This is a genomic window from Butyricimonas sp. DFI.6.44 (genome assembly GCF_022132345.1).
In the GTDB taxonomy this organism is placed as follows: domain Bacteria; phylum Bacteroidota; class Bacteroidia; order Bacteroidales; family Marinifilaceae; genus Butyricimonas; species Butyricimonas muris.
Genome location: NZ_JAKNJD010000001.1, coordinates 283,109 through 295,132, shown reverse-complemented (window position 1 = coordinate 295,132; position 12,024 = coordinate 283,109). Strand labels below are relative to the sequence as shown.

At 44.4% G+C, this 12,024-nt stretch carries 10 protein-coding genes; 4 read left to right on the top strand and 6 right to left on the bottom strand.

Annotated features, from left to right (window positions below; genetic code table 11):
- Positions 1-72: 72 nt before the first annotated feature.
- Both L0M98_RS01385 and guaA read right to left on the bottom strand, forming a co-directional pair.
- The gene (locus L0M98_RS01385; RefSeq protein ID WP_227214681.1) at positions 73-1,245 is read right to left on the bottom strand and encodes a FecR family protein; all 1,173 of its coding nucleotides are present in this window, start codon (positions 1,243-1,245) and stop codon (positions 73-75) included.
- Positions 1,246-1,591: 346 nt separating this feature from the next.
- The gene (gene guaA, locus L0M98_RS01380) at positions 1,592-3,121 is read right to left on the bottom strand and encodes a glutamine-hydrolyzing GMP synthase (RefSeq protein WP_227214680.1); all 1,530 of its coding nucleotides are present in this window, start codon (positions 3,119-3,121) and stop codon (positions 1,592-1,594) included.
- A gap of 106 nt (positions 3,122-3,227) precedes the next feature.
- On the opposite strand from guaA, the gene L0M98_RS01375 reads away from it, so the two are divergent.
- A complete protein-coding gene (locus tag L0M98_RS01375) occupies positions 3,228-4,574 on the top strand; it encodes a sodium-dependent transporter (RefSeq protein WP_227214679.1) in 1,347 nt (448 codons plus the stop codon).
- Between the two features lie 211 nt (positions 4,575-4,785).
- Here the strand turns inward: L0M98_RS01375 and thiE are convergent, their stop codons facing one another.
- From thiE to L0M98_RS01360, 3 genes are all read right to left on the bottom strand, one after another.
- Complete coding sequence (thiE, locus tag L0M98_RS01370) at positions 4,786-5,400, bottom strand: thiamine phosphate synthase (protein WP_227214678.1); 615 nt, start codon at positions 5,398-5,400, stop codon at positions 4,786-4,788.
- A gap of 1 nt (position 5,401) precedes the next feature.
- Positions 5,402-6,196: a hydroxyethylthiazole kinase gene (gene thiM / locus L0M98_RS01365; protein ID WP_227214677.1), complete on the bottom strand. Its 795-nt coding sequence runs from the start codon at positions 6,194-6,196 to the stop codon at positions 5,402-5,404.
- A 127-nt stretch (positions 6,197-6,323) separates the two neighbouring features.
- Entirely contained in the window at positions 6,324-7,508 is a 1,185-nt protein-coding gene (locus L0M98_RS01360) for a carboxypeptidase-like regulatory domain-containing protein (protein WP_099292414.1), read from the bottom strand.
- 191 nt (positions 7,509-7,699) lie between these two features.
- On the opposite strand from L0M98_RS01360, the gene L0M98_RS01355 reads away from it, so the two are divergent.
- The 3 genes from L0M98_RS01355 (at position 7,700) to L0M98_RS01345 (ending at position 9,440) form a co-directional block, all read left to right on the top strand.
- Positions 7,700-8,350: a hypothetical protein gene (locus L0M98_RS01355; RefSeq protein ID WP_227214676.1), complete on the top strand. Its 651-nt coding sequence runs from the start codon at positions 7,700-7,702 to the stop codon at positions 8,348-8,350.
- A gap of 5 nt (positions 8,351-8,355) precedes the next feature.
- Complete coding sequence (locus tag L0M98_RS01350; protein WP_099292412.1) at positions 8,356-8,718, top strand: hypothetical protein; 363 nt, start codon at positions 8,356-8,358, stop codon at positions 8,716-8,718.
- 284 nt (positions 8,719-9,002) lie between these two features.
- A complete protein-coding gene (locus L0M98_RS01345; RefSeq protein ID WP_018336301.1) occupies positions 9,003-9,440 on the top strand; it encodes a peptidylprolyl isomerase in 438 nt (145 codons plus the stop codon).
- Positions 9,441-9,501: 61 nt separating this feature from the next.
- On the opposite strand, the gene L0M98_RS01340 is transcribed toward L0M98_RS01345, so the two are convergent.
- Positions 9,502-11,982, bottom strand: coding sequence for a heavy metal translocating P-type ATPase (locus tag L0M98_RS01340; RefSeq protein ID WP_227214675.1), 2,481 nt, complete (start codon positions 11,980-11,982; stop codon positions 9,502-9,504).
- Positions 11,983-12,024 lie beyond the last annotated feature (42 nt).

Here is a 12,024-nt window from a genome sequence, read left to right as displayed (position 1 = left end):
TTGAATTTAATAATCATTCTGCCCCTGTTCGCATCAGAGGTAGTTTTTAAGTAGCGTTACCAGCGCTACTTTTTATTTTACAATCACGGTATTATCCTCTATTTCAAATTTCACGCATCCTGTTTCTTCCAGCAAATCAAGCACCTCCGCGAATACCTCGTGTTTTTTGATATTCAAAGAGAAGGGTAGCACATGCGACTCTTCCCGTTCGAAAACCACGTTAAAAGCGTACCACCGTCCCAAATCTTTCAGAACCCGTTCCAACGGGCAATTGTCAAAAATCAGACGTCCGTCTTTCCAACCGATATATAAATTGACATTAACCTCTTTCGCATCCAGCCGTCCATCCGATCTATTGAACGTAGCCTGCAAGTCCGGAGTCAGGATAACACTGCGCTCCTCGGATTCCACGCTCACTTTCCCTTGTTTTAAAGTCGTTTTGATACATTCTTCGTCACTGTAAGCCCTTACCCCAAATTCTGTACCCATAACTTGAACCCGCAGAGGATCGACATCAACAATAAAGGGTTTGTTCGTGTCTTTTTTTACTTCAAAATAAGCTTCTCCTTTCAAACGAACTCTTCTCTCTTTCCCCGTAAAATGCGCCGGATAAGATAATTCCGATTCGGCATTCAGATATACTGTCGAGCCATCGGACAAAACCAACACGTATTCGCCTCCCCGGGGAATCCGCAACGTATGATATTCGACTATCGTATCCACATTTTCCGATGAATAAGTCAACATCTCACTATCGGCGGATAAAGCAACCCTATGATCGGCCAATGCCTCCAAATCCTTCTCGTTCTTTAAATCGAACTCCCTCCCGTCGGACAAAACCAAAATAGCCCTAGACTCCAATTCTTGGATTGCATTCCTTTTGGCTACCACGACCTCTTTTTCCGGAATATATTTCTCGTTACTAAAGTATAGCACTCCACCGACAGACAATAACATAACGGCTATCGCGGCGTATTGCAAAACTCTTCTTAACCCGATTCGACGACTCCCTATCGTTCTCGTGTAAATTTGTTTCCACTCGGCATCCATCTCCTCTCCCGTCATTTCATGAGCCGTCAGGCTCTCCTCGAAATGTCGACGGGAAATCATCCGTTGAAAAATCTCCTCGTTCTTAGAAGATTCCATACGCCACGCATCCAAATCCTCCATTTCCCGCTTATTTAAGTTGCCTTGCACGTAGCGGGCGATCAATTGAACTATATACTCTCGTGTTTTTTGTGTCATATTCTTTGCTTGTTTCTCCTAAAACGGAATCCTACCCGTTTGGTGTAATATGAAATATGACCTTTTTTCAAAAACATTTCACAATTCGCTTATTTGCAATATTTTACATCATGTTTTTTTTTACAATTTTACCCTATTTCCATGGTTATCTCACAGTAATACTACTTCTACTCTCTTACAAGCTACTCCTATGTCCCTTACACCACCATTCACCAAGGGTGATGCGAGGAATGTAAAAGTTTGTTGTAACGGACGAGAGGTAGTATTACAGTGAAATAACCCTAGGATTACATATAAACATCACTAAGCTAAGCATAAAAAAAGCGCCCCGAAAGGCGCTTGTATATTATTCCCACTCGATGGTGGCTGGTGGTTTTGAACTAATGTCATAAACAACCCGGTTGATACCCCGCACGTTATTTATGATTCGGTTGGAAACCTTTGCCAAGAACTCGTAAGGCAAATGACACCAATCGGCAGTCATTCCGTCCGTCGATTCCACGGCACGCAAGGCAACCACGCTCTCGTAAGTGCGTTCGTCCCCCATCACCCCAACACTCTTGATCGGTAACAGAATAGTACCCGCTTGCCATACTTTATCATATAATCCCGCTTCCTCAAGCATGGATATGTAGATATGGTCGGCTTCTTGCAATAACGTCACCTTCTCTCTCGTGATCTCACCCAGAATACGAATAGCAAGTCCCGGACCGGGGAAAGGATGACGTTTCAAAAATTTATCCGCTAAACCGAGGCTTTTACCCACGCGGCGAACTTCATCTTTAAACAATAAACGCAAGGGTTCTACCACTTTAAGTTTCATGTAGTCAGGTAATCCTCCCACGTTATGATGAGATTTAATGGTCTGTGACGGACCATTCACCGACGATGATTCAATCACGTCCGGGTAAATCGTACCTTGTCCCAACCATTTGGCATTTTCTACCTTGTGCGATTCCTCGTCAAACACGTCCACGAAAGTGGCTCCAATAATCTTGCGTTTCGTTTCAGGCTCCTCCACTCCCGCCAGACGGGACAGGAAAAGATCACCGGCATTCACACCAATAACGTTCAATCCTAATTCCTTGTAATTTTCAAGCACGGACGTAAACTCGTTTTTCCGCAACAATCCGTTGTCAATAAATATGCAGACAAGATTTTTACCGATAGCCCGGTGTAATAACATGGCTGCCACCGTGGAATCTACTCCCCCCGACAAACCCAATATTACTCGGTCTTCGCCTATTTTTGCTTTCAATTCGGCTACCGTGGTTTCGATAAAAGAATCCGGTGTCCAGTCTTGTTTACAACCGCAGATATCAACCACGAAATTCTTCAGCAACGCGGTTCCTTCCGTACTATGATACACCTCCGGGTGGAACTGAATACCGTACGTTTCCTCACCTTCTATCCGGTACGCGGCATTCTCCACGTCGACCGTGCTTGCCACTACCGTGTAATGTGACGGCAATACCTCGATCGTATCCCCGTGCGACATCCATACCTGTGAATGTTGGCTGATATGTTTGAAAAGCGGGCAACCATTATCCACGTAAGACAAATTTGCCCGACCGTACTCTCTTTTGTTGGAGGCTTGTACTTCCCCACCGAAATAATGAGCCAGATATTGAGCCCCGTAACACACTCCCAGCAACGGCAGTTTCCCCTTGATGGAAGACAAATCCGGTCGCGGAGCCTTCTCGTCACGCACGGAGAAAGGACTTCCCGAAAGAATAACTCCCTTCACGGAAGCATCGAGTGCCGGATAATGGTTAAAAGGATAAATCTCGCAATAGACATTCAATTCTCGCACGCGTCTCGCAATCAATTGCGTGTATTGAGAACCGAAATCAAGTATTAAAATCTTCTCTTGCATGTGAATCGCTTATTTTATTTTGACGCGAAGATAGTTTTTTTCTATACAAAATGCTAACTTACACTCCGGAAACTCGTAATATTTGTTAACTCAAAATAATTTAACCATGCACAACACCAGAGATAGTTTTGGTTCCAAGTTCGGGGCTATTGCCGCACTGGCCGGTTCGGCAGTCGGATTGGGTAATATATGGAAGTTTCCCTATGAAGCCGGGAATAACGGTGGCGGGGCTTTTTTGCTCGTGTACATATTTTTTACCGTTGCTATCGGACTCCCGGTCATGCTTTCGGAGTTTGCGCTCGGTAGATATTCCGGTCGGAATGCTTTCGGGACATTTGATCGGTTGGAACCGAAAACACCTTGGCGTTATTTTGGAATCCTCGTGTTATTGGCCGCCACGATGATTCTTTCTTTTTATGGCACAGTTGCCGGGTGGACGTTGGAATACGTGGTTAAATCCCTCTCTTTCTCGTTCCATTCAAGCGCCGATATTGATTTGAATAACTTGTTCAACGGTTTTATTTCCAACCCGTACAAGCCGGTATTCTGGCAAATTATATTCATGGTACTTACCGGATTTATCGTGTTGGCAGGGGTAAAAAAGGGTATCGAAAGATACACGAAACTCATGATGCCCTTACTCTTCATACTAATCGTGATTTTAGGTATCCGGGCATGCACGCTGGACGGTGCCATGGAAGGAATAAAATTCCTGTTTTTACCCAAGTTCTCGGAACTCACCTCTCAAGGGGTACTCTCTGCACTGGGACAAGCGTTTTTCTCCTTGTCAATCGGCATGGGTGTCCTATTGACTTACGCTTCATACATCAAGAAAAGTGAAAATCTAACCTCGATATCGTTACAGGTTATCTGTGCCGATACCCTAATCGCCGTGCTGGCAGGCGTTGCCATATTTCCTGCTGTATTCGCCTTTAATATCGCACCCAATTCCGGTCCGGGACTCGTGTTCCTCACCTTGCCCCAAGTGTTCCAGAGTATGGCATTCGGGCAATTGTGGGCTATTTTATTCTTCGTACTGCTGACAATGGCTGCATTGACGTCCTCGATATCATTGCTCGAAGTGATTGTCGCTTTTTTCGTGGAAGAGAAACACATCAGCAGGCGTAAGGCAACCATTATTTCAACCGTTATCGTGACTGTTTTCGGCATCTTGTGTACTCTATCGTTCGGTCCTTTAAAAGACATACAGATAGGGAGCCGCTCCATATTCGGGATATTTGATTTTATCAGTTCCAATATCCTGCTCCCCGTCGGCGGCATACTCATATCCATCTACGTGGGGTGGCGATTCGATCGCCGTTTGTTGATTGCCGAGCTGACGAATGACGGGCAATTGAAGTTATGGTTGATAAAACCTTTGGTTTTCGTGCTGAAATACGTGGCGCCCTTGTTTATCTTGGTTATACTTTTGCATTCTTTGGGGGTATTCTGAGCCTATAGAAAACCTACCCAAGAACTAGGGTAATTCTACCGTGAACCTACCCTATCTCCGTTCTTGCTGTGCCCATCTCGCAGAGAATCTATAATCTCGCATATAGAAACACCGGGGCAAAACGGTTCGTACACCGCCAGTGCGGTATGTCTTCCCTAGTTCTTGGGTAGGATTACGATAGGATTTCAGTAGTAAAAGGTTATATCTTTCTTTAGGGTATAAGACGAATCAATTCTCGTGCGGCTTTTCCCGGATCATCGGCTCCGATAATCGCGGAAATCACAGCCACGCTATCCGCCCCCGTCCGAAAGATTGAGGCTACATTGTCGGGATGAATGCCACCGATAGCCACTAACGGATGACGGGACACGGAACGAATCCATTGCAACCCGTCCAATCCCCACTCGACAATCGTATTTGTTTTCGTTGCCGTGGAAAAGACAGGACTTGCCGCGATATAAGTTACATCCCACTCGTTGGCTTCAATTACCTGTTCCCGCGTTTCCACGGATAACCCGATTATTTTTCCTTTCGGCAGTAGCCGTTTCACCTGCGAATAGGGCATATCACTCTGTCCGATATGCACCCCATCGGCATCGGCAGCCAGTGCCACGTCTACCCGATCGTTAATAATCAAAGGTACATGATAAGGTGTCAACAATGCTTTCAGCCGAATCGCCCGTTCAATAAAATCCCGGGTAGAGGATTCTTTTTCCCGTAATTGTACCATGGTCACGCCTCCTTTCACGGCAGCTTCAACCGTGCTGTAAAGATCTTTACCATGCAGCAAACCTTCGTCGGTCACTAAATAAAGCGGGGCATTCATATCATTCGGAAATTTGCACGCGTTGCATGAACTGCTCGCGTGTCAGATTATACATCACGTCATACAAATACAATTGCAGGGTTCCGGGACCTTGTGCCATTCCGACCGCAATCTCCCCGCATATACCCATAAAAGAAGTAGCACTCACGGCAGCCATAAACTCATCTTCCGCGACAGCAGCAAATGCACCCAAGATAGCGGAAGCCGTACACCCCAGTCCGGTCACCCTCTCCATCATCGGGGAGCCATTATGCAAATAAATCACTCTCTCGCCTTGCACAACGAGATCCGTTTCCCCGCTCACGCAGACAATACACCCCACACGGGAACTCAATTCGCGGGCAGCTTCCAGACTATTCAGAGAAGACTCGGTACTATCTACGCCTTTAGATTTCGTGGATAACCCTGCCATTGTCATGATTTCCGAGGCATTCCCGCGTATATACCGGGGAGTACCGGCGTTTAATATATCTTGGAGAACCTTCTTCCTAAAACTCGTGGCTCCCGCACCCACGGGATCGAGTACTACCGGATGCCCGATTTCATTCGCTTTCCGGATAGCTGCTTTCATGGATTCCACGGTAAAACGATCCAATGTCCCGATATTAATCACGGTAGCCCCACATAGCGCAACCATTTCATCAATTTCTTCCGACGCGTGTGCCATAATAGGTGAAGCACCTGCCGCCAACAGCGCATTAGCCGTATTATTCATTACCACGGCATTCGTGATATTATGTACCAATGGAGCCTCCGCTCTCATTCGTTCGATATTATTCCAAATTTGTTCTTTCATAAGATCTGTTTATAAAGTACCTTCATGACGATATAACGAAACAAGTAAATTACAAGAGATTACAATATTTAAGTCCGAACGGACTCAATCTTAAATCTAAAATAAAAAGTCCCTTTTCGGGGGACTTTTATTCTTCTTCTTCCAAATATATCGTGTAACGATCCCAGAAATTCCTGTCTGTCGGAACCTCTTCAAAATACACCCGTCCGGCAATAGGAGTGGTATTGTTCACGCTAACTTTTGTCGTTTGGTATTGCATCTCTCCTTTCACACGATCGGAACCGTCCAGATAAGTATACACCATACTCACTCCACTCAAAAAGTAATAAGAACTCACTTTCTTGTAATTGGTCGTAATCGTAGCCATTACTTCGTGCCGAGGACTGTTACCTGCCAGAATCAAATTTCTTCCCAAAAGATTGAACGCGGAAGAAGTGATGCGCATAACGTTTTTAATAACGGCGTAATTCTTCAATTCCACGTATATCTCTCCGCTGTATTTTGTAACGAAGGTCGTACCGGAATTCGACAAGGAAGGTTTCAGACACTCGTAAGTAACAATTTGCACGGAATCACCCTCGTACAAGAATTTACCTTTACTTTTCAATTTAAAATCCCTGTAATTCTCCAGATCCAGAATATTACGGGTATTACGAACGATATCCGCCGTGATAATGTCATCAAAGAAGATCAACCCGTCCGTGGCGGAAGTCATTTCCTCGCTGCGGCGCACCTGCGAGAAGTTATAATTCAAAGCCTTGAACGCATCCTCGACATTCGAACGCCTGTAACCTTCGCTGTCATAAATATCCACGATTGCCTCTTTCGACTTTTTCTCCCCGTCATTAATCCGGACGCCATATTCAAAATATCCCTCGTAGTTATAAGGACGCGGAATATAATTCCGACCGATATTATTCACCACGTTCTGTAACAATCTTTTCAAGACCAACGATTCTGCCGTTACATCCACCTCGTGAATCCCGTAGGTCATCGGTTTCAAAAATATCTGCACCTCTCCTTTATCCCTTGCCTCGTACAACTTCATCTCGTCAGAAGCATACCCCACAGCGGAAACTCTCATCATATAAGTAGCCAATCTTTCGGAAACTACCAATTCGAACCGACCGTCCATATCCGTGGCAACACCCGCGACCGTACCTAGAATCCCGATATTGGCAAATTCAATCGGTTGACGCGTAACTTCATCCAACACAACGCCCTTCACTCGTATCTTTCCGTCATTCTGAGCTTGAGCGACAAATAATACTCCAAAAAACAAAACGAGTAACGAGAGGATTTTCTTATTCATAGTATATTCTGTATTAATTTTCCAACGCAAATATATAAATAAATATGTATTTGACACACGAATTCCGTATCACGTCTTGAAGCATTAACATTAAATTAAGATTCTGCCGCCCCTATTGTTCTTTGTTATACCCAAATATTTTACTACTTTTGTCACACAACAAGAATAAAGTTCAATTTAAACATTTCAATATGAGAAAAGGATTATTTTATATATCAGGTATTTTAATATTCACGTTACTTTTCTCCTCTTGCGTTTCAAAAAAGAAATACGAGGAATTAGCCAGAGCAAAGAGAAGCGTAGACCGGGAAGTGGCGACACTTGCTAACGACAAGAAGACTCTGGAAACCGAAATGCAAAAACTCAAGGATGATTTTAATGCCGTTCGCTACCAACTGACAGCGAACAACGCGGCCAAAGATAAACAGATTGACGATCTGTACACCCAATTACGGACATTGCAAAGTAAAGAGTCCGCTTTAAAGTCCGAATTGAAAGACGTTTCCGAACAGGTAAAGTCAAAAGTAAAGGATAATGAAGGACAATTGAGCGGTTTACAACTCCAGTTGAAAAGAGCGACTGAAGAACGAGACTTACTTCAAAAACAATTGGCAGAGTACAAAACCAACGCGGATTGGGATAACCGGAAACTAAAAAATGAAGTAGAAACACTCAAGGCAAATATCAAGTTCAAGGACAGCGAAATTGCCCGATTGGAAAAAGAGATTGCCGGGGTGAAAAAACAATTGGCAGATGTTAAAAGTACATTAGCCAAGAAAACTCAGGAAGTGGAGAAACTGACGAATCAGGTAAATCTGTTGAAGAAAGAACTTTCCAAGTAATTGAAATGATTTATATTATCATCAGCATAGTAGGGCTTCTAGTAATAGTTGCCCTTTTTACATACCTTTTCAAATCAAAACAAAAGCCGGATGACACTCCGGTTGTTGTCCCTCCCGCCGACTGTTGCGGCGCTCACGCTATCTGCGAGAAAGGACTAAAGAGAGTGGATGAAAAAATAGAATACTTTGATGATGAGGAACTGGATCAATACCGGGGTATCCCCTCTGACCGATACAGCGATGAACAAATAGACCAATTCCGTGAAGTATTGTATTCCATTCAGCCGGAAGAACTGTCAGACTGGTTTATCAGCCTCGAAAAACGAGGCCTTGAATTACCCGATGTATTAAAACAAGAACTGTGTTGAATCCGAAAAACGGATTCAACAATTTTAGATTTAATGATTTTAAATTTTAGATTTCTACCCGCTTACCATCGCACAAGAGAATCACGAAATCTGCAATCACCTAATCAACGAACTCCTCCATCCTTAACGCCAGTAAACCTGCAACTTGCCGAAGGCAAATGCAACCTGTAACTTGCAACTCGCCGAAGGCGACTATATAAAATGCGTTAAATAACATTAGACGCCTTGCTTCCATTCATTTTATGACCTACATTTGCTTATGAAAATTCTAAAGCAAATTCATAATGTATAGAGCAGAAATAGAAACTGAAAAAGGTGTCATGAAAGTCCTTTTTTATGAAAAAGATGCGCCTAACACGGTTGCCAATTTTGTAAAACTAGCCAAAGAAGGTTTTTACGACGGCTTGACCTTTCATCGGGTGATTCCGGATTTCGTGATACAGGGAGGTTGCCCCAAAGGGGACGGAACCGGTGGTCCGGGATACACGATCAAGTGTGAATTAACCGGGGAAAACCAATATCACGACCGCGGAGTTTTATCCATGGCTCATGCGGGGCGGGATACCGGAGGTTCGCAATTCTTTATCTGCCACAACCGTAGAAATACCGCCCATCTGGATAGAAGACATACTTGCTTCGGTCAAGTATACGAAGGTTTGGAAGTGATTGATGCTATCCGCCAAGGGGACAAAATCATAAAAATTGTGATTACTGAAGAGTAGCCTGTGTTCTTAGTTGTTTTTAAATAATTCAGAGAAGGGGAGCGTTGTGAAACGCTCCCTTTCAGATTTCAGACATTTTGTACTCCCCAGCCTTGCTTGTAACAACTTGTTGCAATTCATCCAACGATAGTTCACCTTTCGTAAATTCAACGGTAGCTACCGGCGGCTCCAGAGTTACAACGGCTTTCACTCCGTCAATGCTATTAAGGGCATTTTCTACATGAGTACGACAATGATTGCACATCATCCCCTCCACCTTAAATTTCTTTTCCATACCTTTTTCTTTTACGTGTTCTACTTCATTTATATATTCATTGTTATTATTTCGATTCGCGGTTATACCTATTTTTTTCCGTTTCAAACGCAGACTGTTACTCACGACGCTCACGCTGCTGAATGCCATTGCCGCCCCCCCGATCATCGGGTTAAGCAGGAAACCGTTTATCGGATAGAGAATACCTGCCGCGATGGGGACACCTATCAAGTTATAGATAAACGCCCAAAACAAGTTCTCACGAATTGTCTTCACGGTCAATCGCGACAAACGGATGGTTTCCGGGATCTTCATCAAATCGGAGGAAAGGATCGTGACCATGGCTGTTTCCATGGCAATATCACTGCCTTTTCCCATGGCAATACTTAAATCCGCTTGTGCCAATGCCGCGCTATCATTGATACCGTCCCCGACCATAGCGACTTTCCGACCTTCTTGTTGCAACTGTTTAACGAAAATAGCTTTCTCTTGTGGCAATATACCCGATTTATAATGCTTGATACCGGTCTTCCGTGCTATTTCTTTGGCTGTCGCGGCATTATCTCCCGTCAACATATAGACCGTCAACCCCATCTTATGTAATTGGGAAATAGCTTGTAATGATGTATCTTTTATCTTGTCTGTTATCCCCATCACGGCAAGAGCTTCGGTTGAATTGCCAAACCAAATGACCGTTTGGGCATCTTTAAGCCAGCTTTCCGCTTTTTGTTCCAACTCTTTATCGACAGACACACCGTTATCCCGGAGTAATTCGGGAGTCCCGACATAATAAGTTTCATCATTCCATTGCCCTTTTATTCCTCTACCCGGAATACTTTCAAATCCCGTGACCGGAACAGATATTTCATCCCCCAATTCATTGACTATCGCTTCCGCTAGCGGGTGTTCCGACAATCGTTCCAGACTATACAATACTTCGCAAGAGTCTTCCGCTCCCTCCTTCCATTGAGCGTTCACAACGACAGGATGCCCTTCCGTGATCGTTCCCGTTTTATCCAGCACAATCGTGTCTACTTTCCGGGCGACCTCCAAACTCGTGGCATCCTTTATCAAAATACCATGCTCCGCCCCCTTGCCTATTCCTACGATAAGTGCCGTCGGGGTAGCTAATCCCAAGGCGCACGGACAAGCAATAATCAGTACGGTAACCATAGCCAGTAAGCCGTGAGTAAAACCGCCCGCCGGGGCAAATATCCACCACACGGCGAATGACAGTACAGCTATACCGATAATGACGGGTACAAAAATACCCGCTATCTTATCAACCATTTTCTGCACGGGTGCTTTACTCCCCTGTGCATCCTGCACCATACGGATAATTTGTGCCAACATAGTATCGGAACCCGTCTTGTCCGTGGTGAAATGAAAAGCACCTTTCTGGTTAATCGTTCCGGCATACACCTTCTCTCCCGACCGCTTGCGTACAGGAACAGGCTCACCGCTAAGCATACTTTCATCTACGAATGACTCTCCGCTAAGGACAGTCCCGTCCACGGCTATACGTTCACCGGGTTTTACCGCGATGGTATCACCCACGCGTGCTTCCTCAATCGGTACTGTTTTTTCTCCCGATTCCGTGACAATGGTTATTGTCTTCGGTTGTAAACCCATCAACTTCTTAATGGCCGTCGACGTATTCTGTTTCGCTCGCTCTTCCAGTAAACGCCCCAATAATATAAAAGCAATGATAACACTCGCCGCCTCGAAATAAAGGTGAGGTGTTACCCCTCTCGACAGCCAGAAATCGGGAAACAACAGATTAAAGACACTAAACAAATAGGCAATCCCCGTGCTGATGGCAACCAGAGTATCCATATTTGAAGTTCCATGACGCAATTGCTTCCACGCGTTGATATAGAACCTACGTCCCAAACCTAAAACGGCAACCGTGGAAAGTATCCACAAGACATATTTCATGTAAGGATAATCAATAAAGAACATACTGATTAACATGATAGGAACGGACAAGACCACGGCACTCCACGTTTGGATTTTCAACTGCCGATACTTTTTCTCGCGTGCTTGCCCGACCTCTTCGTCGGTAGATTGATTTTCAGATACCAACAAATCGTATCCCGCATTTTGTACCGCGTTTTTCAAAGATGAAACGGAACATTCATCGGGATTGTAAACCACTTGCGCACTAGCCGTCGCATAGTTTATATTCGCTTCATACACTCCGGGCTGTGCGTTCAAGACTTTATCCACCCGAGCCGCGCAAGATGCACAACTCATCCCTACTACCGGAAATATTTTTTTAGTTTTCATACGCTTTACCTTTTTTCTTTATACAAAGGTAAACCATATCAT

Coding starts and splice junctions, on each gene's coding strand:
- L0M98_RS01355 (WP_227214676.1), top strand. CDS start 7,700: ATGAGAAAAGGATTATTTTATATATCAGGTATTTTAATATTCACGTTA.
- L0M98_RS01360 (WP_099292414.1), bottom strand. CDS start 7,508: ATGAATAAGAAAATCCTCTCGTTACTCGTTTTGTTTTTTGGAGTATTA.
- L0M98_RS01350 (WP_099292412.1), top strand. CDS start 8,356: ATGATTTATATTATCATCAGCATAGTAGGGCTTCTAGTAATAGTTGCC.
- thiE (WP_227214678.1), bottom strand. CDS start 5,400: ATGAATGCCCCGCTTTATTTAGTGACCGACGAAGGTTTGCTGCATGGT.
- L0M98_RS01385 (WP_227214681.1), bottom strand. CDS start 1,245: ATGACACAAAAAACACGAGAGTATATAGTTCAATTGATCGCCCGCTAC.
- L0M98_RS01345 (WP_018336301.1), top strand. CDS start 9,003: ATGTATAGAGCAGAAATAGAAACTGAAAAAGGTGTCATGAAAGTCCTT.
- thiM (WP_227214677.1), bottom strand. CDS start 6,196: ATGAAAGAACAAATTTGGAATAATATCGAACGAATGAGAGCGGAGGCT.
- L0M98_RS01340 (WP_227214675.1), bottom strand. CDS start 11,982: ATGAAAACTAAAAAAATATTTCCGGTAGTAGGGATGAGTTGTGCATCT.
- L0M98_RS01375 (WP_227214679.1), top strand. CDS start 3,228: ATGCACAACACCAGAGATAGTTTTGGTTCCAAGTTCGGGGCTATTGCC.
- guaA (WP_227214680.1), bottom strand. CDS start 3,121: ATGCAAGAGAAGATTTTAATACTTGATTTCGGTTCTCAATACACGCAA.